The sequence below is a fragment of the Anaplasma platys genome, from assembly GCF_012790675.1.
In the GTDB taxonomy this organism is placed as follows: domain Bacteria; phylum Pseudomonadota; class Alphaproteobacteria; order Rickettsiales; family Anaplasmataceae; genus Anaplasma; species Anaplasma platys.
In genome coordinates, this window is the sequence record NZ_CP046391.1 from 259,143 (window position 1) to 281,428 (window position 22,286).

Below are 22,286 nucleotides of genomic sequence, written 5' to 3' on the forward strand. Positions count from 1 at the left end.
TGTGAGCACCACTTTTGATGTGGTTATTTGTCTTCTTTCAGAATATTCTTGCAGCTGCTACAGGGTGAGCATAAACCCACCCCGCGACTGTCGCAGCAACCTGGATGTTTCCTCTAACCAGCTATTTACCTACATGCTTGATCACTAGCACATCGTTTTCTGTGTGTACTTCGAGCACGCTGCCTTCCTCTATTTTATCTTCAAGCAAAAGATGAGCTAACTGGTTTTGAATATTCTGCTGTATTAGTCTTTTCAGAGGCCGTGCCCCGTACACTTCGTCATATCCGTTTTCTGCAAGCCATTTCTTTGCTTCAGGGCGCAAAGTGATCGAAATTCCTTTATCGCTGATGGTTTCCTGTAAGTGATTGAGTTGCACGTCTACAATTTGTTCTATGTGCTCTTTAGTGAGCCTGTTGAAGATCATAATCTCATCTAGCCTGTTTAAAAATTCTGGCCTAAACGATCTGCTGAGAATCTCAAGCACAGTCTGTCTTATCTTTGGAGAATTACAATCCTCTGAACTATTCACCAGAATTTCTTGCCCAATATTAGAAGTCAGGATCAAGATTGTATTCTTGAAGTTAACTAAATTTCCTCTACTGTCAGTGAGATGCCCCTCATCTAAAACTTGTAGAAGCAAATTGAAGACGTCGGCATGGGCTTTTTCAATCTCATCAAACAAAATTACCTTGTAGGGACGCCTGCGTACCGCCTCAGTTAATAGGCCCCCTTGCTCGTACCCTACGTATCCTGGAGGCGCTCCTATAAGCTTTGCCACAGAATGCTTTTCCATAAACTCTGACATGTCAAAGCGCAATAGAGCAGAGCGCGAGTCAAATAAAAACTCACTTAAAGCTTTGGTCAGTTCGGTTTTCCCCACTCCAGTGGGACCAAGAAACAGAAATGATCCCATAGGCCGCTGAGAATCCTGGACTCCGGCTCTGGATCTACGCACTGCATTGCTAACCGCGGCAACTGCGCTGTCTTGGCCAATGACAACTTTCTTTAGCGCCTCTTCCATATGTAACAGCTTTTCCTTCTCGCTGTTCAAGACGCTATCCACAGGAATTCCCGTCCATCGGGAAACAATGGCTGCAACGTCATTGGCGCTAATTTCCTTTCTCAAAAGCGTTCCAGCGACCTCTTCGTGTTTCTTGAGCTCGCTCTCCAAGGATGGAATAATTCCGTACATCAATTCTCCAGCACGAGAAAGATTGCCCATTCTTTGAGCCTGCTCAAGCTCTATCCTGGCGCTATCCAGAGCTTCTGTTAGCTCTTGCATTTTTGCTATTTTGCCCTTTTCAGCCTGCCACTTGCTATTTAAATCGCAAGCCTTGGCGCTGAGGCTCTTGAGTTCCTTTTCAATGACTTCCAACCGTTGTGCAGCAGTATCTGTTTTTTCGTTTTTTAGAGCTTCAGCTTCTATTTTCAGCTGCATTATTTGTCGCTCTATACCGTCGATGACTTCGGGTTTACTGTCTATTTCTATCCTGGCGCGACTTGCTGCTTCATCAATAAGGTCTATTGCTTTATCTGGCAAAAACCTATCAGGGATGTATCTACTTGATAAGTTAGCAGCGGCTACGATTGCCCCATCGGAGATTCTTATACCATGATGCAGCTCGTATTTTTCCTTGATGCCACGGAGTATAGATGTAGTTTCGCTGATGCTAGGCTCTGCTACAAACACTGGCTGGAATCTTCTTGCAAGTGCAGGATCCTTCTCAATGTTTTCGCGATATTCATCAAGAGTAGTGGCCCCAACACACCTAAGCTCTCCCCTAGCTAGCATGGGTTTCAAGATGTTGGATGCATCCATAGAGTCACCAGTGGAACCCGCGCCCACAAGCATGTGTAGCTCATCTATAAAGAGTATAATTTTGCCATCAGATGCTGTGATCTGTGATAGCACCGCCTTCAATCGTTCTTCGAATTCCCCCCTATATTTTGTGCCAGCAACCAAGGCCGCAAGGTCTAAGGAAAGCACCCGCGCATCCTGTAGCCATTGGGGGATATTTCCAGATACGATTTCCTGCACAAGCCCCTCAACTATGGCACTCTTGCCAACGCCGGGTTCCCCGATCAATGCGGGGTTGTTTTTTGTTCTTCGGGACAGAACCTGAATCAGTCGCCGGGTTTCGTCACTCCGTCCGATAACTGGATCCATTTTGCCTGCGGCAGCCAGTGCAGTAAGATCGTGGGTGTATTTCTTGAGAGCGTCAAACTTGTTTTCTGCGGTTGCGCTGTCAGCCTTAGACCCGCCACGCATTTTTTCTATGTGTGTTCCCAACTTTTGTGGGGTAACACCACAGTTCTGCAGTATTCTCGATACATTACTCTCTACTATCGTCAGTGCTTGCAGTAGCCTCTCAGTAGTCACATAAGCGTCTTGGTTTCTCTTAGCGATGCAGGTAGCTTCCTCCAACACTCGTGCCATTTCTCTTGATAGGCTTAGGTGCCCACTACCAGACCCGCTTACCACAGGTAGCTTACCTAGGTGTTGTTCAAGTTCGGTATTCATTGTGCTGGTATTGACGCTTAGTGACGACAATATGTCATCAACAATGCCGCCCTTTTCTTCCAGCATCACATGAAGCAAGTGTTCTGGCAAAAGCAACTGGTGCCCTGAGGATATTGCAAATACCTGAGCGCGCATTATGTATCCCTTTGCCGATTCAGTAAATTTGTTCAAATCCATGGCAACACGTCCCCATATTCATACTCATCCCTATAGATAGGTATTAACTTTATAAAATTTAAAGGTTACACCATGTAAAAAGCAGAACTGCAAGTAGAAACCTCTAAAAACATACTTCCCAAGTGGTGTCAAGCTGAGTGAGCTGAACTTATTTTGCTTGTCAACTTTTTGCAGAGGAAGTACCATGCGGACCTGTATTTATGGTGGCACGAGCCAGTGTGATGGAAGGCCTTTTGCATGGTAAGGTTGCGTTAATTACTGGAGCCTCAGGCAGTATAGGATCTGCGGTCGCTGAAAGATTTGCCAGGGAGGGGGCCGGTGTTGTCCTTGCGGCACGCAATGTAGGAAATATGAAGTCTCTCTGCGAAGAGATACAGTCGTCCGGAGGTGAAGTAATGCTGGCGGCTATAGACTTGAGTGACCAGGAAAGTATCAAGAGTCTGGCCCTGTCCATAGAAAATAAATATAGCAGGCTTGATATTTTGGTGTCTGCAGCTGCTGTGGCGGGTAGTATTGCATCGGTGCAAGAATGCGAAGTTTCAATGTGGCAAGAAATCATGGGGGTGAATCTATATGCGAACTGGCATCTTATTCGCCAGTTTGATGCGCTCCTGAAGAACTCAGAAGCGGGTAGGGCGATTTTTGTCACATCCGAAGCGCCAAGGGCCTTGTTGAGTTATTCATATTTTGCTCCATACGCTACAAGTAAGGTTGCATTGGAAGCATTGGTCCAGGTTTATGCCGCAGAAACTAAGCATAGCAAGCTCTGCGTTAATATGGTGTGTCCAGGTCCTGTAGCAAGTAGTATTTATTCAGCTATATTCCCTGCGCAAGACCAGACTAAACTTCCGCAGCCAAGGCAGTTGACTGACAAGTTTGTTGAGCTTGCTAGTGATGAGTGCAATACCACCGGTCAAGTGTATGAGCTGACTGTCTCAGAATAGTCAGCGCCCTCGAGAGTTCTCTTTTTCAGTAGGTTGCTTTGATATCAGGGTTACTGACGTATGGGCAGGCACCTTATGCCTTCACGAAGCAGTTGGCAGCGTGCTTTCCAAATGGCCGCCCCCTCGTCTTCTTTTTTCTTCTTACTCTCTTCTGCCGCAGTTTTATGGTGGGGAATTTGCTCGATTACACGTCTCAAAGCATCAGATAAGCACCCAACGGTGCCCAGTTTGCTGGCCGGGTAGGTTTTCGCAACACATAAATAACGAGCACCCACCCGGCACAGTCAAAAACTGTTTGTGCTAAAACAACGCACCATAGGTGCAGAGCGCCTGCTTAGAAGCCACCCATACCACCCATGCCACCCATGCCAGCACCACCGTTTCCAACAGAGTCGTTCTTACTAGGAACGTCAACCACTACGGCATTCAAGGTCATGAACACTGCAGCGAGAGAAACAGCAAGGTCGAACGCAATACGCACTACCTTAAGAGGGTCCATAACTCCGGAAGTGAACGCATTGGCATAGTTCATGGTGTCAACGTTGTAGATAAGCTCCTTATCATTTTGCTTTAACAGATGCTGAATCACACAAGGAGCTTCTTCAGAACCTGAATTCTTTATTATCCTCTTGATAGGAGCACACGCCGCACGACGAATGATGTTTATACCAAGCTGCTCGTCGTCGTTCTTACCCTTTAGGCTATCAAGAGATGACAATGTGTAGAGCAGGGCAGCGCCACCACCTGGTACAACACCTTCCTCGACAGCAGCGCGAGTCGCATGCAATGCGTCCTCTACTCTGTCTTTGCGTTCTTTAACTTCAACTTCACTAGAACCACCGACCTTAAGAACCGCAACGCCGCCACATAGCTTCGCTAAACGTTCCTTAAGCTTTTCCTTATCATAGTCTGAAGTGGAGGACTCCATCTGTGCTTTGATTTGGTTAGTTCTGCTGGCAATAACTTCAGAATTGCTGTCAACACTTCCTATTATTGTCGTTGTATCCTTTGTGATACGAACGTTTTTAGCAGTTCCTAGATCACTTAGCGAGATGTCCTCCATCTTAACTGCTAGCTCGTCATTCACGACGTACTTAGCACCAGCAATTACTGCGATATCACCAAGCATATCCTTCCTTCTATCACCAAAGCCAGGAGCCTTAACAGCTGCAACTTGGAGACCACCACGCAGCTTGTTCAGAACCAGAGTGCTTAAAGCTTCTCCTTCTACATCCTCAGCGATGATGAGCAGAGGCCTGCCGGATCTAGCAACGTTTTCAAGGATCGGCAGAATGTGCTGTACTACGTTTATTTTCTTCTCTGTTAGGAATATGTACGGATTCTCGAACTCCACCAGCATCTTTTCTGCATTGGTTACGAAGTAAGGAGAGAGATAACCGCGATCAAACTGCATACCATCAGTTTTCTCGACTTCTAGGTCTTTGAATCCCTTGCTTTCTTCGACAGTTATAACCCCATCACGACCAACTTCCTTCACACACTGAGCAATTTTGCTTCCTATGTTCTTATCGCCGTTAGCAGAGATGGTAGCAACCTGAGCAATTTCCTCTTCTTCAACTTCACGCCTCATTGACATAAGCGCGGTTAAGACTGCTTCTTTCGCCTTCAGTATACCGTTCTTGATGCTAACAATGTCAGCTCCCGCAGCCTTAGCCCTAGCTACTTCTTCAATAACCTTTGCAGTCAATATCGAACATGTAGTAGTTCCGTCACCCACTTTGTCATTACACTGTGACGCACTTTGAGTAATTATGCTAGCAATAGCCGCAGCGAGCGGTTCCTCAGGCTTAATACTCTTCATTACCTTGTAGCCATCCTTAGTAATCTCTGGTGACCCATAAGGCTTGCTAATAGCAACAGTAAGCCCTTTCGGTCCGGCAGTACACCCAACAGCGTCTTCCAGGGTTCGTACCACTTCCCTGATCGACTTATCTAACACCTCACCCGTGACAACCGTATTTGCCATTTCTAACCTCTCAAACTTTAAACTAACAGAACCAAAAACTGGAGAATCGGACTACGCTTCCTTAGCTATTATGTCACTCTCCTTCATCACTATAAACTTCTTGCCGTCAAACTCTACTTCGTTGCCAGCCCACTGACGGTAGTATACACAGTCACCAACTTTTACAGACATAGGCGTAACCTTTCCTTCATCGTTTTTCGCGCCCGGGCCAACAGACACAACCTTACCTCTAGTAGGTTTCTTCTTTGCAGAGTCGGGAAGCTGGATGGGAGAACTTGAATTGTTTTCCTCCAAAGCCTCTACCAACACGTTATCATGCAACATAGCCAAATTCATAAACGACCCTCCTTAACACCAGTGACTTACCATGACGTCACAATAACTCTAGCGGTATATAGGAGTCACGAAGTTGAATTTCAAGTGCCACAGGTCATTTTTTTCATTTTGCACACGAAACCATGCAGGTATTCAGCCTTACAAGCGTTCTTTGTTTATGTGTTTTGATGACTGCCGAAAATGGTTAATTATTCAATTTTTCTGTGCTTAAATTACTTTAGAAAAGTCAGCTAGGTAGCGTGTTCATGCCCAAAGGGGACGCTGGGGAACTGGAAAAACAGCGATCAGGCCACCGAGAAAGGCTCCGCCAGAGGCTTATATGCAATGATGGTGATGGGGTGATGGACTATGAAATTCTGGAGCTCATTTTATGCTCGGCACGCAGCAGAATAGACTTGAAGCCTGTGGCTAAGAGACTTGTCTCCAAGTTTGGAAGTTTACCACAGGTGCTTTATGCCGATATAGGTGAACTGCGACAGGTAAAGGATGTAGGGGAAGCAGCAGTAGCGGCGATCATCTGTGTAAGACAGGCAATAATTAGAACACTTCGGCGCGAGGTCGCTAATGGAGCCGTCATTGATAAGTGGGCAAGCTTGATCGACTACTTTCGTGTCCGAATAGGTAACGCGAGTATAGAGCAGTTTTTTGTGCTTTATCTAGGCAAACGGTATTGCATTCTAGCAGACGAAGTCCAAAACACAGGCACTGTAGATGAAGTACCGCTATATATTCGTGAAGTGGTAAAGAAGGCTTTGCTACATGGTGCTTCGTACATAGTGATATCACATAACCACCCCAGTGGTGATCCCAAACCCTCAGCGGCGGATATTCGCACTACGGAAACGTTGAAAGCGGCCTGTGAAAACATGGGGATTATTTTGGTAGATCATGTGATAGTGACTCCGCAGCGACACTACAGTTTTAAGACCAACGGCTTACTGTGAACTATGACTATAGCTGCACAATACTTGCGGAATTTTGGGTAATATTTAACACTATGAGTTATTCGGGATTGCTTACGGCCATTGCGTACTATGTGTGTTGAATGGAAGACCTCTTGTGGACTTGTAGAGTACAGTGAGGCCTGTACCACTATGATCGAGCGTGTTGACGGGATAATTCGCGGTGACCAAGAGGAACTGGTATGGCTTCTAGAGCACCAGCCCGTGTATACTGCGGGCACCAGTGCCAAGCCAGAAGAATTGCTTGATGACAACCTATTTCCAGTGCTAAACACGACGCGTGGTGGAAAGTATTCTTATCACGGTCCTGGACAGAGAGTGGTGTACGTCATGCTGGACCTGAAGAGAAGAGATCAGTGTAATATTCGCGAGTATGTCAGAAATTTGGGGAACTGGATTGTAAATACTTTGGTGGCATTAGGTGTTGACAGCTACTTTGATAAAACAAACATTGGGGTGTGGGTTAAAAACGGCGCCCATTCGGAAAAGATTGCAGCTATGGGCATAAGGCTACGTAAGTGGGTCACATACCACGGAGTATCAATAAATGTAAGTACAGATCTTTCACACTACGCTGGGATAATACCGTGTGGTTTGGCAGGTTTAGGGGTGACGTCACTGCGTAAGTTAGGCAAAGACGTATCAATGGAAGTGTTAGATGAGGTTCTTAGACGTGAGTTTGCTAAAGTTTTTTAGCGACGCTTACTCTCAACAGAGTCAACTGACCGGATAAACTGGATATCAAGCCAGGTATAGCGCACACAATAAGTGGTGTCTTAGTCAGTACTTTAGATAGTTGCTTTTAGGTAACATTGATGCCTTTAACAATCAGACGTATGCATTTCATAGATGTCGTCAGGACCTCTTTTAAGCGCGACAACGTAAGAAGCACTTGACTGCGCACTTCGAGAGACAAGAGAAAAGTTTTCTGGGTTTGACGAGAGTAGCTAGCTGTATACTGTGCCAGGTTTTTTGCTGAAGTATTTCACATACTTGCGGCTAAAGCTTTTTACAGCACTGGCACATGCTTGCGTTTTGTCGGGATGTAGAGCGACATAGGCTGCCTAGGTAGCACGCTGCGCTAACGGACAGCTTTTATATCAGAACTTTCGGCTTCTTGCGTGGTGCATAGCGGAACAATTTATGATCATAAAGCAGCGGCTGTGCTTTTATATCATACACCTCATGCGCAGTGTCTGTGTTCTTCATGGCAGCCATAACGTCGCAAGTACAATGACTGGTGTCTAGGTAAGACTGGTTGTTGTATCCGCAATATGTGGCTATAAATTATGTATAGCCTGCCATCAAGCAATTCTTCTGGCTTGGCACTGGTGCCCGCAGTATACACGGGCTGGTGCTCTAGAAGCCATACCAGTTCCTCTTGGTCACCGCGAATTATCCCGTCAACACGCTCGATCATAGTGGTACAGGCCTCACTGTACTCTACAAGTCCACAAGAGGTCTTCCATTCAACACACATAGTACGCAATGGCCGTAAGCAATCCCGAATAACTCATAGTGTTAAATATTACCCAAAATTCCGCAAGTATTGTGCAGCTATAGTCATAGTTCACAGTAAGCCGTTGGTCTTAAAACTGTAGTGTCGCTGCGGAGTCACTATCACATGATCTACCAAAATAATCCCCATGTTTTCACAGGCCGCTTTCAACGTTTCCGTAGTGCGAATATCCGCCGCTGAGGGTTTGGGATCACCACTGGGGTGGTTATGTGATATCACTATGTACGAAGCACCATGTAGCAAAGCCTTCTTTACCACTTCACGAATATATAGCGGTACTTCATCTACAGTGCCTGTGTTTTGGACTTCATCTGCATGTTACATTTTGTAGAGTGTCGCAGGAATTATATGGTTAAATTTTGGGAGCGAATTATTGGGGAGTGCACGCCTTATATAGGTGGCATATGTGTAGCAGTGCTCATTGCACATGTGGTTAAGGTGTTGCAGGTATTGCTGCCAGCTATGTAACAGCTAACTAAGGTGCGTTTACAATATTCGGAACGCACAAGCAGTTGCTAGCTGTTCGCAGAGCATTGATCCGTGCGGTGTTTAAAGGAGCATTATGTAAGCAGCTGTCTGGATTACGCAGGGTCACCAGACGAAGCCTGGCAACAGAGATTCCATCATAGGTGCTGTAGCGTGCAGGCCTCTGGTATGTTTGTCATAGTGGTAGTTACTGGTAATTCGGGTACGCCGTCCCGCACTGGTAATATGGATAACGGTGGAATGAAGATCCAGTTGTTGTTACCGCTTATACGTTGCAAAGCTACAGACGATCAAGTTTTCTGTCTTCCGATATTGCGGCAGATGACAGTTTTCTACTATCCTTACGAGGTATAAACGGGACTGACTGTGGTTTGTTTTCGATAATTCATGCGTTAGCCTCCGAAAAAAAAGGAGAGTGTGCTACAGTGCTGATAATTAAGGAGAACGCGATTTATACAACACTACCAGCTGAGTACACTGTTTTCCCTGCCACTACGGTTCTCAGTACCTTGCCTCGCACTTTCCTCCCATTGAATGGGGAATTTTTGGATTTGCTAGCAAATTTTGCTATGTCAATTTCCCACTGGTGTTCAAGCGAAAATATTGCCAGATCAGCAGGCCATCCTTCACGCAGTTGACCTCTTTTGAGGCCGACAATTTTAGCCGGATTGCTCGTTAGCTTAGCAAGTACGTCAAGTAGCGACATGCCCTCATTGAAATGCAGCTCCAGTGATAAGGGCAACATGGTCTCCAGGCCGACTATACCAAATGCGCAGCATGATATAGGAGGGGCCTTTTCCCCGGGTGCATGCGGTGCATGATCAGTAGCTATGCAATCTATGGTTCCATCCTTCAGGCCGGATATCATGCTAATGCGGTCCTCCTCAGTGCGCAGTGGAGGGTTCATTTTAGCGATAGGCCCATGTTCCAGTACGGCAGTTTCGTTCAAGGTGAAATGATGTGGCGCAACCTCGCAAGTTACTTTAAGTCCTTCTTTTTTTGCTGCTCGAACTTCATCCAACGCTTTTTTCGTTGATATATGTAACACGTGGTAATGGGCTTCCGGAACCTCCCGCAGCAACTGGATGTCTCGGCTCACAATGATACTTTCGGATATGTCTGGGATGCCACGTAGGCCCAGTTGCCGGGAAACATGTCCCTCATTTATGCAGCCTTTATTCGAGAGGTTGCAGTCTTCAGCATGCTGGGCGACTACTAAATTCAAGGATCGCGCACACTCGAATGCCTGCTTCATGTGTAAAGCGTTCATAACGGGGGAGCCATCATCAGTAAATCCCAATGCACCTGCATCGTGCAGCGATTGCAGGTCACAAAGTGTGTCATTAGAGCTGGTTACCGCGCCGTAGAACTCAATGTTAACGCATGAACTTTCCAAGGCGCGTTTTTTCAAATAATTTGCTACAGTGGAGTTTTCTATTCTCGGCGAAGTGTTGGGCTGGCAAACTACAGTGGTTATACCACCTGCGGCTGCTGAACGACTTCCTGTGTCTATGGTTTCTTTGTGTTCGCCCCCGGGTTCGCGTAGATGCACATGGATATCTACCATGCCCGGCATCAGGATATTTCCCTGGCAATCCACAACTTCATCAACCTTAGGGGAGGAATTTGGCATTACGTCTGGTCCCAAGCCCAGAATGTGCTGACCATTGGTAAGCAAGTAGCCATGACAGTCCGTTCCAGATTCAGGATCTATCACCCGGGCGTTGATATACGCCACGACGTAACCGGTGCGCTGTCCACCTTCCAGGAGATGCCAACTCTGATCTTCAGATTTCACTGCAACACCGCAAGACCACGCCCCCTCTAGAGTAAATCTTCCACCTTTAAGTAGTCAATTATTTCTTCTACTATCACTCTAGCGGCCTCTACCTTGGTCATGAGCTCATAGTTTCTCACGGAATCCTTGCGCACTATCGATATTTTGTTGTAGTCGCTACCCATCACTGGTTCATTTTCTTTTACGTAGTGTGGGTTAGCTATTATCCAGTCGCATTCCTTATATTCCAGCTTATGTCGTGCTGCATCTAGTAGATTATAGGATTCGAGGCAGAAGCCTATAACAAGTTTAGGTCTGTTAGGAGCAGTACCTAAGCACTTGGCTATGTCTGGACTGTGCAACAATTCAATGGAGTTTTTCGAATGTTTTTTGAGCTTACTATCATGGTAATGAGGAACCCAATCAGTTACAGCAGCTGTGAGGATTGCGATATCTACGGGAAGTAGCGACAAGCTCTTGTCTAACATTTGTGCGGCGGAAACCACGTTGAACACCTGGTATAGCTGTGAGTTGGGAGATATTCCTAGAGAGCAAGACACTAGATTTACATCCCAGCCAATTTTTCCCATGCATTCGGCCAAAGCATAGCCTTGCTTCCCGGAGGAGCTGCTGCTAATGTACCGTACCGGGTCAATATGCTCCCTGGTGGAGCCGGCTGTTATCAGGACACGAACCACTAAAAATATCTCGCTTCTTGAGGGACAAGCTGGATGATAGCGCTACTAGTGCGGCATGGCAAATTATGTGTAATTTTGTTGCTTGCGCTGGGTAGACTGGGCGCTTAAGCAGCTGTAGAATTGGGCTCAGATTGTTCTGAGGTTCTGTTATGGATACTAGGGTTGAATCCGATAGCATGGGGAATGTAGAGATTCCTGCTGCCCGCTATTGGGGAGCGCAAACACAGCGTTCTCTAGGCAATTTTAAAATCGGGGATGAAAAAATACCACTACAGTTGGTGCGGGCCTTGGGTATAGTGAAGCTTGCGGCAGCGCGGGTTAATATGGCACTCGGTAACGTAACTGAACAAGTAGGGGATGCGGTATGTAAAGCGGCGCAAGAAGTTGTCGATGGTAAACATGATGGGGAATTTCCGTTGGTAGTTTGGCAGACCGGATCTGGAACCCAAACAAACATGAATGCCAATGAGGTTATTGCAAACAGGGCTATCGAAATGCTTGGGGGGAAGGTGGGCAGTAAGGCCCCTGTTCATCCTAATGACCATGTTAATTGTTCTCAGTCATCTAATGACGTATTTCCGACTGCTATGCACATAGCTGTAGCCGTAGCAGTAGAGAAAAGTCTCTTGCCAAGTTTAGAGATCCTTCAGAAGGCTTTTCAGGCAAAGGTGAAAGAGTTTGCGGGAATAGTGAAGGTGGGTAGGACGCACTTACAAGATGCCACGCCGCTGCTTCTGAGTCAGGAGTTTTCAGGGTATGAGTACCAGATTAGGCAGGGTAGGGAGCGTATCAAGTCAGCCCTGCAGGGGGTGTACCAGCTTGCGCAAGGTGGTACTGCAGTTGGCACTGGGCTCAATACTAAAAAGGGTTTTGCCGAGGATTTTGCGACAGAGGTTTCTCGTATAACCGGGCTGCAGTTTGTAACCGCAGAAAATAAATTTGAAGCTTTGGCGACACATGATGCATTGGTGGAGCTAAGTGGGTCACTTAACACTCTTGCCGTGAGTTGCATGAAAATTGCTAACGACATACGTCTTCTGGCCTCGGGGCCAAGGTGTGGGATTGGGGAAATTGTATTGCCATCTAATGAGCCCGGATCTTCCATAATGCCTGGAAAGGTGAATCCCACTCAGTGCGAAGCGATGACCATGGTTTGTGCACAGGTTATGGGTAATCATGTTGTGGTAACTATTGGTGGTTCCAATGGCCACTTTGAACTCAACGTCTTCAAGCCTGTCATAGCGTACAATATTTTGCAGTCGGTAAAGTTATTATCTGATGCGGCGCTTAGCTTCACGGAGAAGTGTGTGTCCGGTATAAAACCAGACCTTGAACGCATAGCTAGTTTACTGGGGGAGTCGCTTATGCTGGTAACTGCGCTGAACCGGCACATCGGCTATGACAATGCGGCAAAGGTGGCGAAATATGCGTTTGACAATCGTGTGACCTTGAAGGAGGCAGCAGCGTCTTTAAATCTCGTAGACGCAAAAGATTTTGACTCCATAGTAGATCCTGCAAAGATGATTGCTCCCAGCGAGTAGCTGCATGGGTTGTCCCGCACTTTGAGCAGTCATTGTTTGTGGCAGTGGTATTAGGGGGGAGGAATTGGTTGCCCGTTTTGCAATGGTCTTCCTCCGCAATGCTACAAAAGTAAGGGCAGGTTTTCTGCAACAAAAAACTCTAACCTGTCCACTCTTTACGCTACCAAGCATATGCACGCAAAAAGCCAAACTGCTGGCCACCAGGCCCAGCGCAGAGCTGACAGACTGCAATCTCACATAACTGATTGGCGACAACGGGAGACCTCGTCGATGACCAACTCAAAGGACTTACCAGCACAACCACTCGGAAACAGAACGACGGGATCTTATCACGGCACCGCGGCTAACGCTTCCTTCAGAAACATAGCACCCAATCACAACGCCTCCCTTAAAGATGCGGTATAGTCTGGGGGCTGATGAAGTTTTGATGCAAAAAATTAAGATATTGTGCGGAGGATGACATTGTAGTTTGTCATTGACACGCGCGTAGCAGCGTGATACCCTAGAGGCCTTGGGAGGCATTCTTCGGTGGTGTTTATGTCGGAAAACGACGAATATAAGGAGATCATTAGGCAGTGCATTGGAAGCGTTAAAGAAGTTTTCGGTGATGGCAAATTCGACGATGTCGTTGCTTCTATTATGAAGATGCAGGAGAAGGTTCTTGCTTCTGGCTTGCAGGGCAGTGGTGAAGTTGCAGGGCAACTTGCTGCTGACGATAAGGATGCGCAGCAAGCACATGACGGCGGCTGGGCTGATGAACTCAGGGAAGAGTTTCGTGAAGAGCTGAGGGCAGTTAAGCGTAGAATTCTCAAACTTGAAAGGGCGGTTTACGGTGCTCCCGGCGGGGGTTCGTCCGTGCCGTCATCGGCTGCTCAGTCTTCTAAAGGCGGCGAAGCTTAGTAGTAGCTTCGCTCTGTTCCTTCCATTATTTAGCTTCGCACTTGCTCTGATTCTTTGAGTTGTCTTCGTAGTGCTCCTGTATCGACTTTACCTGTGGTATTTGGCCGCTGTGTAGCCCCTGTAGTGCAACAACAGTTGCTTTAGCTGCCGCAAGCGTTGTGTTGTGTGGGATCTTTCTCATCATAGCTGTTCTTCGTATGTCTGCGCTGTCGGAGACAGTCTTGGCTCCTTCTGATGTGTTTATTACCATAACAATTTGGTCGGCATTTAGCATATCAACTATATGAGTTCCACCCTCGCGTACTTTGTTTACATGAGTTGATGGAATTCCTCGCTCACTTAGATATCTGTTTGTTCCGGTTGTGGAGAAAAGGTTGAATCCTAGTGTTATTAGCTCTTGCGCCAGGATAGCTGCTCCGGGTTTGTCGCTATTTTTCACTGATATGAAAACATTTCCCGATCTAGGAAGCGCGTATCCCGCTGCAAGCTGGGACTTTATAAAAGCCATTGCGAAATTTTCGTCTATGCCCATTACTTCTCCTGTGGATTTCATTTCTGGGCCCAGTAGCGGGTCTGCACTTTCAAATCTTGAGAAAGAAAACACCGCTTCCTTAACAGCAGTATAAGCGATTTCGCAGGTGTCCTTGTCGATGCATAATTTTTTCCCTAGCATGACGGCGGTCGCGATTTTTGCTACGGGTACGCCGGTGGTTTTTGCTACGAAGGGGACAGTCCTGCTTGCTCTGGGATTTACCTCCAGCACGTATATCGCCCCGTCATAAATGGCATACTGGACATTCAGAAGACCCTTAACGTTTAAGGCTAAGGCCAGCTTTTTTGTATACTGCGTGATTAGTTTTTTAGTTTTTTGATTGAAAGTGTGAGGAGGTATAGAGCACGCTGAGTCGCCGGAATGTATTCCGGCTTCTTCAACATGTTCCATAATGCCTGCTATATATACTTTCTCCCCGTCACATACCGCATCCACATCGACTTCATAGGCATCTGTCAAGAACTCATCTATTAGCAATGATCCGGAGTTGAAAGCTTTCTTGTGGGTATCCAGATAAGTAAGGAAAGCCGCTTGGTCTCGAACGACGGCCATGTATTGTCCTCCTAGAACGTAAGAGGGACGCAGCAGCACAGGGTATCCCACTTGTTCCACTTTTGCCAAAGCCTCAGTGGCGGAGTTGCAAGTTGTACTATGTGGCTGTTTGAGCCCTAGCTCTTGTAGGAGTTGTTGAAACTTCATCCGGTCTTCGGCGATATCTATTGACCTAAAATCGGTGCCTACCACGTTTATCGATCGCTCGTGCAACACCCTGGCAAGTTTCAGAGGAGTTTGCCCCCCCAATTGGACTATCACCCGTACGGATGCGTTTCCTTTTGACTCATTTCTTATGATGTCCAGCACACACTCTTCTGTTATCGGTGAGAAATATAGCCTGTCAGAAGTATCATAGTCTGTGGACACGGTTTCGGGGTTGCAATTGATCATTATTGCTTCCAAGCCCATCTGTTTGACAGTAAATGCTGCATGCACGCAGGTGTAATCAAACTCTATTCCCTGGCCGACGCGGTTAGGCCCACTTCCCAAAATTATTACCTTTTCTCGGTTTGTGACCCGAGACTCACATTCCGGAGCACTGAACGCATCTCCTTCATAGCAGCCATACATGTACGCAGTGCTGGTCTTAAACTCCCCAGCACATGTATCAATGCGCTTGTATACCGGGTGCACTGACAACTTTTCGCGCAGTTCTTCGACCTGCCTCACATCTACATTGCCTAATTCTGCAAGTCTGGAATCGGAAAACCCCATCTTTTTCAGGTGCAGTAGTCTTTCTTTAGTTGATGGAAGACCGTGAGTGCGAATCTCCTGTTCGCAAGATATTACGTCGGCTATTTGTTGGAGAAACCACGCATCATACCCGGTTATTTCATTGATTTTTTTGATGCTTGTTCCCATGCGAATTGCATCTGCGATCATTAGTATTCTGCTGGGGGAAGGGCTTGCAAGCGCTGCACAGATGTTCTCAACACTTGTATCTTTATCAAAGTATTCGTTAAAACCAGTGTAGCCAACCTCGAGAGAGCATAACGCCTTTTGCATAGCTTCAGAAAACGATCTTCCTATAGCCATAACTTCTCCTACAGACTTCATGGAAGTTGACAGCTCTTGGTTGGGTATTCTGAACTTTGCAAAGTCAAACCTTGGTATCTTTACAACCACGTAGTCCATAACAGGTTCAAAGGATGCGGGGATAGAGACCGCGCAGTCATTAGCAATTTCATCTAGAGTGTATCCTACGGCCAGTTTTGCCGCTATTTTCGCTATAGGAAACCCTGTTGCCTTAGAAGCAAGCGCGGAAGATCTAGAAACCCTGGGGTTCATCTCTATAACTACAATTTCCCCATCTTTTCCTGGGTTCACAGCAAACTGCACGTTGGACCCACCGGTTTCCACTCCTATTTCTCTCAGAATGTCGAAGGAGATACTGCGTATCTTTTGATATTCCTCATCCCTCAGGGTAATTGCAGGTGCAACAGTGATGCTGTCTCCAGTGTGGACTCCCATGGGGTCGATATTTTCTATTGAGCACACCACTATGCAGTTGTTCTTGCAATCGCGCATTACTTCTACTTCAAATTCTTTCCATCCAATGATTGACTCATCTACTTGGACTTCTGAGCTTGGAGACATCGCAAAGCCGTGCTTTATCGCCGAGTAGAATTCGCTCTTGGTGCGCGCTATACCTCCCCCTATTCCTCCCAGAGTGAAGGACGGTCTAATTATTGCAGGCAGGCCAATGTATTCCAACACTGCATCTGTATCCGCGCCTTCCTTAATGACCACGCTTTTCGGACATTTAGCACCTACCTTATGCACTGCCTCTCGGAATAGGCCCCTGTCTTCTGCTTTTCTTATAGCTGTATGACTTGTGCCGATCATTTCCACGCCGTATCTGGCAAGCGTTCCCCTGTCATGTAGCTCTAATGCCACGTTCAGCACAGTTTGCCCCCCCATAGTGGCTAGTAATGCATCTGGTCTTTCTTTTTCTATGATTTTTTCGATGAACTCTGCAGTTATAGGCTCAATATACGTAGCGTCCGCAAGATCAGGGTCCGTCATTATTGTGGCGGGGTTGGAATTCACCAGTATGGTGCTGTAACCCTCTTCTCGCAGCACCTTGCATGCTTGCGTTCCGGAATAATCGAACTCACATGCTTGTCCTATAACTATCGGACCTGCTCCTATGATTAAGATACTTTCAATATCTGTGCGCTTCGGCATCTTGTCTACATTTTAACGAATTCCGAGCATGTTACTACTAATGTTCACAAAAAGCAAAAACGTACTGCTGCTCAACACTGATAAGTTCTGACTTTTACGACCTGCAATAAGCCCAAAACAGGCGGTAAGTTTCGTTGTTGCACGCCATTAGCGCCACCTAAGCGTATTAATGGGGATGCGTGTTTGAATGAACACGGGTAAAAGACGTACCGCAGTGTTGTACAACGAGCCGCACATCCTGAATACCCTTCGCTATTTGAGATAGCTAGCAATTTTTGTGGCAGTTTTAGTAAGTGCTACATTATGGACACGTATGTATTTAACTCCTTGCTGCGCAAGGTACGATGCCACAATTGCTGTGGCAGGATCGCGGTCTTCCAACACGACATCTACGGCTGAGAACATAGATTTCCTCGAATGTCCTATGCAAATGTCAAACCCCAGTTTTGTAAAAACGCCTATGTTTTTTATTATGTGCCAAGAATGTTCAGGTGTTTTGCCAAACCCTATTCCGGGATCCAGTATTATGCGCCTTTCATCAACACAGTTCTCGCAGAGTGTTTTTGCGCGTGCAAGTAACCAACCAATGATTTCCCGCACGAGTTTATCAGAATTGCATACTGGGAATGCGTTTTTCGACACAGGTATGCCGAAGTGGTGCATTATGATAATTTTGGCGCTGCAGTTTACTGCTACCGAGACCATTTCAGGATCCAGAAGCCCCCCTTGGTCATTGATTATATCTACGCCGTGTTTCAAGGCCTTTTCTGCGGTTTTTGCATGTCTGGTGTCAATGCTGACTTCAACTCCTTCCCCATGGGCAAGAGCGATCACCTCGGGCAACACATTTTCTAGCCTTTGCCATTCTTCTTCATGAGTTACTGGTGACACTCCAGGGGCGGTTGATTCGGCACCTACGTCCACAATATGCGCTCCCTCTGCTATAAGCTTTTTGGCGTGCGACAGCGCGCCCTTTACATGCAAGAACTTGCCGCCGTCCGAAAAGGAATCCGGCGTGACATTCAGGATACCCAAAATCCTTGTGTCATCAAAAGATGAGCTCACTACTTGACCAGTATGACAACAGCACCTATAGCTATGGCTTGCAATATCACACGCAACAGCATGATCTTATTTTTGTACTTTTCGTAAAAACGACCACCCGTTGACGAAAGCACAACTCCCGCCACCAGCGACAAAACCGCCAGCAGCGCCAACACAACAACAACGAACAATCGCATGTGAAGCCACTTTTTCGGCGATTATATCTTACGCCACCGTAATGTACAACACCGATTTACCTTATGATAAGTGAATTTTTATAGTAATATCCAGACCTAACGGGGACTCAAATTTTTGGTGTACGCCCCGTGATATATAGGAGTGTTTGTGGAAGGTGTGAAATTTGGCTTTGCAGCCATGAAGGAGCTTAAGAAAAGCATCCTTTATCAGACGTTGGAAAAGTGTAAAAGTGTATTCTGGTTTGTTTTTTGGTTCAGCTCGGCCATAAACATTTTGGCGCTGTTTTTGCCTTTATATACCTCGCAGGTTTTGGATAGGGTTCTATCCAGTGGGAGCACTTCCACGCTTATGATGCTGAGCATCGTCACGGTGGCTGCTTTGGTATGTTCATCACTTTTAGACGTTTGCCGTTCTTTAACCATGGCAAAGGTTGCGGATTGGATAGATAGGGAAGCCACGCCCGACCTCATAATTAAGGCCATAAGTTTGACTTCGGTTAAGGGCTCTTCTGCAAGTGGAGAGGCGGTAAGAGACCTGGGTATTGTCAAAGGTTTTCTCACAGGGATGGGCATTTTCTCCCTATTTGATATGCCCTGGGCAATTGTGTATTTGGTGGCAATTTTTATGATACACCCTGTTACTGGGATGATTGCGGTGGTTGGGATAATACTATTAGTGTGCATGGCCATCTGGAATGAGCTGGCTACCAAAAAAATAATGCAGGAATCGAGCGAAGAGAATGTCCGCAATATTGGGTATATAGACGTCGCTAGTCGCAATGCAGAAGTCGTGGAAGCGATGGGGATGATCGGCCATATAGTGACGGAGTGGTCATCGAGAAACGACCAAAACAGGGAGTTACAGATAAGAGCGCAAAGCCGCTCTAATGCGATAATGGGCGTAACAAAGTTTTCACGGTCGGTGCTGCAGATTGCAGTAATAGGGGTAGGGGCGTGGTTAGCTATCCATGGGCACAAGACTGCTGGTGGGATAATAGCAGCATCTATACTTATGGGGCGTGCCTTAGCTCCTTTTGAGGCTTCGATAAATACTTGGAAAATGCTTCTATCTGCTCGTATATCGTACCGCAGATTGCAGATGCTGTTATTATCCGCGCCACGACGTGAGCAGTCTATGGCTTTACCGGTGCCTAAGGGTGAAGTGTCAATGGATAGGGTGTTTTTTACTCCTTATGGGGGATCAAAGCCCACGATCAAGGGTGTTACTTTCAATGTGAAGCCTGGAACGAGTGTAGGTATTATTGGGGCGAGTGCTTCGGGAAAGTCCACTCTAGTGAAGCTTATAGTTGGGGTTTGGAAGCCCATATCTGGGGTTGCTAGACTTGACGGAGCTGATGTGTATACCTGGGCTAGAGAGGATTTTGGTAATCATGTTGGTTACCTTCCGCAAGATGTGGAGCTGTTTAATGCATCCGTCAAAACAAATATTGCCCGCATGGTACCCAATCCTGATCCAGAAAAAGTAATAAAAGCGGCGATGATAGCTGGCATTCATGAGATGATTCTGCAGTTTCCCAATGGGTATGACACCATAATCGGGAGCGGTGGCATTGTTCTCTCAGGGGGGCAGAAACAAATGATAGGGCTAGCCAGGGCATTTTATGGCGATGTAAGGCTTTTGGTGCTAGATGAGCCTAACGCCAATCTTGACGGGAAGGCAGAAGCGTGGCTGATGAAAGCTCTGGTTTATGCTAAACAGCAGGGAATAACCACTTTTGTTGTGACACACAAAATGCAGATTTTGAGTGTTGTGGATCAGGTTATAGTTATGGATGATGGAATGCTGAGTTCCATCGGGGATAGGGATGAAATCTTAAGCCGGTGCACTAGCAAGCCTCCAACACCTCCTCAGGTAACAGATGCGACGCGTCATGGGCCGGCACCTGCACTGCGGACTTCCTTGCCTCAGGCTCCGGTTGCTGGGGGAACAGAGGGTAGCAATCCTACGCAGCAGCCTGTGGCCATGGGCAACAATCCAGCACCTAAGGGAAGTCCCGTGGTAAGCGCTAGCGGGGTGCAAGCTAAGGTATCTACGGGTAGTGTGGATGTCTCTGTTAGAGATTCTGCTGTTTCCAAAGAAAAAGTTACAGGGAAAGAAGTAACGCAAAACGTGGAAAGTACTGAGGTATCTTGGAAGCAGAGCGCCAAGACACAGCAACAACAGAAACAGATGTCTTCAAATAGTACGGAGGAAGAACGCAGAAGAAGTGTAGCTCCTGGTGGTAAAGACAGCGTGCAAGTGGGAGAGTCCCGGCAAGCTGTCAGTGCCAGGAATTCCAACGTTTCCAAAGGAAAAGCTGAAGAAGGTAACGCTGTGCGTGAGACAAAGGGTGCTCCACTATCTGAGAAACAGAGTGCTACTATACAGCAACAGCCGCTACAGGCGTCTTCAAATAGTGCAGAGGAAATACAGAGCGTTGCTGCGTTGAGGAAACACAGCGATAAGCCAAGTGCGCCTAAGCGTGGTAGACCTCTAACTGTGAAAAACCCCGACAGCACTGGCGCGAAAGTTAAGAGCGGCAATGCGGGGCAGAGTACAGACAGTGCCGGGGAATCTACTGAGTAAGAGGCTGTTTCCCAATTGCAACAAGATCTCTCATCAGCAGGTAAACAAGACAAGAAGAGATCTACTAAAATGCATTCCGATGCCTCGTCAGGGCAAGATAATATCGGTGAATCTGGGGGATGATTTAAACTGGCTCTCAGCTCATAATTTGTATGACCTACGCTGCGTAGCTTAACACTAGGCTTGTGCAGATTTGTGAGCTTCTTAGTTGTGGATATTGGTAGCGCCTTCTAGGTAGGAGGTGCGTTGTGCTATTTGTGTATTTTGCCTTTTGTTAACAGTTGTGTGTAATATGGTGGCAGTAGGTTAGGTGGGCTTATGACAAGGGCTGTTGTTGTCGAGAAAACGGGTGGTCCCGGCGTAATGAAATATGTTGACCAAGATATTGGGGAGCCAGGGGTAGGTGAAGTTCTTGTTGATCATGTTGCTGTAGGTCTCAGTAGGTTTGATGTTGAGTGCAGGGCAGGGCTGAGAAAGGGAGCTGCTCTGCCATATACTCCAGGTGTGCAAGCCGTAGGGATTGTTAGGCAGGTTGGATCTGATGTAGAAGCTATAGGAGTTGGCGATCGGGTGGGGTATTGCACTGCAAGAGGTGGTGCCTACGCGGAGTCCAGAATCATAGATCAGAGATACTTGTTTAAAATTCCTGATCTGCTCAGCGATGAGGTTGCTGCTGCCAATCTATTCAATGCAATGACCGCGCACTACCTTACTCACAGGGTGTATGCTGTTCGTCAGGGTACATATGCTTTAGTTCACGGAGTGACTGGAGGCGTTGGGGGAGTACTCTGTCAGTGGGCTAATCATAGAGGGTGTAAAGTGATAGGTGCGGTAAGCTCTGCATCAGGTGTGAGCGTGGCCAAGTCTGTGGGATGCGCCTATGTTGTGAACCGGAACGATCCTAACGTGGCTAAGGAGATAATGTCTATTACTGGGGGCAATGGAGTAAATGTAGTGTACGACCCAGTAGGCAAGGATGTAAGCCACTTATCGTTCAGTGTGTTGAGCATGTTTGGTTTGTACGTGTCCTATGGGCAAATATCTGGTCCCATACCTAACGTTAGCATGTCTATGTTGAGTGCTAGATCGTGGTTCATAACCGCACCTTTGATCCACCACTACAAGAAATCCAGAATAGAGTTGGGTTTAACTGCAATGGAGATTTTTGAGGTAATAAGGCGCGGGTACATTAAGGTAGATGTAGCCAGAACCTACTCTTTTGACGAAATTGCCACAGCGCATAAGGACTTGGAGGATAGAAAGCTAGTTGGTGCTTGTGCTATAAGTATGAATAGGGGGTCGTAGGCTTATTTTC

The 22,286-nt window shown here is 46.8% G+C and carries 17 protein-coding genes and 1 pseudogene; 8 read left to right on the forward strand and 10 right to left on the reverse strand.

The window, feature by feature from the left end:
* Positions 1 to 121 precede the first annotated feature (121 nt).
* On the reverse strand, positions 122 to 2,698 hold the full coding sequence (locus ANPL_RS01055; protein ID WP_169192968.1) for an ATP-dependent Clp protease ATP-binding subunit: 2,577 nt from the start codon (positions 2,696 to 2,698) through the stop codon (positions 122 to 124).
* Positions 2,699 to 2,919: 221 nt separating this feature from the next.
* Between ANPL_RS01055 and ANPL_RS01060 the strand changes: the two genes are divergently transcribed.
* Complete coding sequence (locus tag ANPL_RS01060; RefSeq protein ID WP_169193597.1) at positions 2,920 to 3,642, forward strand: SDR family NAD(P)-dependent oxidoreductase; 723 nt, start codon at positions 2,920 to 2,922, stop codon at positions 3,640 to 3,642.
* A 334-nt stretch (positions 3,643 to 3,976) separates the two neighbouring features.
* On the opposite strand, the gene groL is transcribed toward ANPL_RS01060, so the two are convergent.
* A complete protein-coding gene (gene groL / locus ANPL_RS01065) occupies positions 3,977 to 5,629 on the reverse strand; it encodes a chaperonin GroEL (RefSeq protein WP_169192969.1) in 1,653 nt (550 codons plus the stop codon).
* Positions 5,630 to 5,680: 51 nt separating this feature from the next.
* Positions 5,681 to 5,965, reverse strand: coding sequence for a co-chaperone GroES (locus ANPL_RS01070; protein ID WP_169192970.1), 285 nt, complete (start codon positions 5,963 to 5,965; stop codon positions 5,681 to 5,683).
* Between the two features lie 245 nt (positions 5,966 to 6,210).
* On the opposite strand from ANPL_RS01070, the gene ANPL_RS01075 reads away from it, so the two are divergent.
* Together ANPL_RS01075 and lipB are read left to right on the forward strand one after the other, a co-directional pair.
* Positions 6,211 to 6,909: a JAB domain-containing protein gene (locus tag ANPL_RS01075; RefSeq protein WP_169192971.1), complete on the forward strand. Its 699-nt coding sequence runs from the start codon at positions 6,211 to 6,213 to the stop codon at positions 6,907 to 6,909.
* Between the two features lie 90 nt (positions 6,910 to 6,999).
* Positions 7,000 to 7,623, forward strand: coding sequence for a lipoyl(octanoyl) transferase LipB (gene lipB / locus ANPL_RS01080; protein ID WP_169192972.1), 624 nt, complete (start codon positions 7,000 to 7,002; stop codon positions 7,621 to 7,623).
* Positions 7,624 to 8,110: 487 nt separating this feature from the next.
* On the opposite strand, the gene ANPL_RS04855 is transcribed toward lipB, so the two are convergent.
* The gene (locus tag ANPL_RS04855) at positions 8,111 to 8,407 is read right to left on the reverse strand and encodes a lipoate--protein ligase family protein (protein WP_169192973.1); all 297 of its coding nucleotides are present in this window, start codon (positions 8,405 to 8,407) and stop codon (positions 8,111 to 8,113) included.
* A 90-nt stretch (positions 8,408 to 8,497) separates the two neighbouring features.
* Positions 8,498 to 8,746: pseudogene (locus ANPL_RS04735) on the reverse strand (JAB domain-containing protein); the annotation flags it as partial.
* Between the two features lie 354 nt (positions 8,747 to 9,100).
* On the opposite strand from ANPL_RS04735, the gene ANPL_RS01095 reads away from it, so the two are divergent.
* Positions 9,101 to 9,286, forward strand: a complete 186-nt coding sequence (locus ANPL_RS01095) for a hypothetical protein (RefSeq protein ID WP_236822860.1) — start codon at positions 9,101 to 9,103, stop codon at positions 9,284 to 9,286.
* Between the two features lie 97 nt (positions 9,287 to 9,383).
* On the opposite strand, the gene ANPL_RS01100 is transcribed toward ANPL_RS01095, so the two are convergent.
* A complete protein-coding gene (locus ANPL_RS01100; RefSeq protein ID WP_169192975.1) occupies positions 9,384 to 10,730 on the reverse strand; it encodes a dihydroorotase in 1,347 nt (448 codons plus the stop codon).
* 26 nt (positions 10,731 to 10,756) lie between these two features.
* Complete coding sequence (locus ANPL_RS01105) at positions 10,757 to 11,407, reverse strand: phosphopantothenoylcysteine decarboxylase domain-containing protein (protein ID WP_169192976.1); 651 nt, start codon at positions 11,405 to 11,407, stop codon at positions 10,757 to 10,759.
* 149 nt (positions 11,408 to 11,556) lie between these two features.
* Between ANPL_RS01105 and fumC the strand changes: the two genes are divergently transcribed.
* Both fumC and ANPL_RS01115 read left to right on the forward strand, forming a co-directional pair.
* Entirely contained in the window at positions 11,557 to 12,948 is a 1,392-nt protein-coding gene (gene fumC, locus ANPL_RS01110; RefSeq protein WP_169192977.1) for a class II fumarate hydratase, read from the forward strand.
* Positions 12,949 to 13,485: 537 nt separating this feature from the next.
* Positions 13,486 to 13,848 (forward strand): hypothetical protein, encoded by a 363-nt coding sequence (locus ANPL_RS01115; protein ID WP_169192978.1) that lies wholly within the window; start codon positions 13,486 to 13,488, stop codon positions 13,846 to 13,848.
* Between the two features lie 25 nt (positions 13,849 to 13,873).
* Here ANPL_RS01115 and carB read toward each other — a convergent pair whose 3' ends face one another.
* The 3 genes from carB to ANPL_RS01130 all read right to left on the reverse strand — a co-directional run bounded on the left by carB (position 13,874) and on the right by ANPL_RS01130 (position 18,384).
* Complete coding sequence (gene carB, locus ANPL_RS01120; RefSeq protein ID WP_169192979.1) at positions 13,874 to 17,143, reverse strand: carbamoyl-phosphate synthase large subunit; 3,270 nt, start codon at positions 17,141 to 17,143, stop codon at positions 13,874 to 13,876.
* A 252-nt stretch (positions 17,144 to 17,395) separates the two neighbouring features.
* The gene (gene folP, locus ANPL_RS01125; protein ID WP_169192980.1) at positions 17,396 to 18,208 is read right to left on the reverse strand and encodes a dihydropteroate synthase; all 813 of its coding nucleotides are present in this window, start codon (positions 18,206 to 18,208) and stop codon (positions 17,396 to 17,398) included.
* Positions 18,208 to 18,384: a hypothetical protein gene (locus tag ANPL_RS01130; RefSeq protein ID WP_169192981.1), complete on the reverse strand. Its 177-nt coding sequence runs from the start codon at positions 18,382 to 18,384 to the stop codon at positions 18,208 to 18,210. Before ANPL_RS01130 ends, folP begins: the two co-directional genes overlap by 1 nt.
* Positions 18,385 to 18,562: 178 nt before the next feature.
* On the opposite strand from ANPL_RS01130, the gene ANPL_RS01135 reads away from it, so the two are divergent.
* Both ANPL_RS01135 and ANPL_RS01140 read left to right on the forward strand, forming a co-directional pair.
* Positions 18,563 to 20,971 carry a type I secretion system permease/ATPase gene (locus tag ANPL_RS01135; protein ID WP_236822891.1) on the forward strand — a complete coding sequence of 803 codons (2,409 nt, stop codon included), beginning with the start codon at positions 18,563 to 18,565 and terminating at the stop codon, positions 20,969 to 20,971.
* 318 nt (positions 20,972 to 21,289) lie between these two features.
* Positions 21,290 to 22,276 (forward strand): quinone oxidoreductase family protein, encoded by a 987-nt coding sequence (locus ANPL_RS01140; RefSeq protein ID WP_169192982.1) that lies wholly within the window; start codon positions 21,290 to 21,292, stop codon positions 22,274 to 22,276.
* Positions 22,277 to 22,286: the final 10 nt, after the last annotated feature.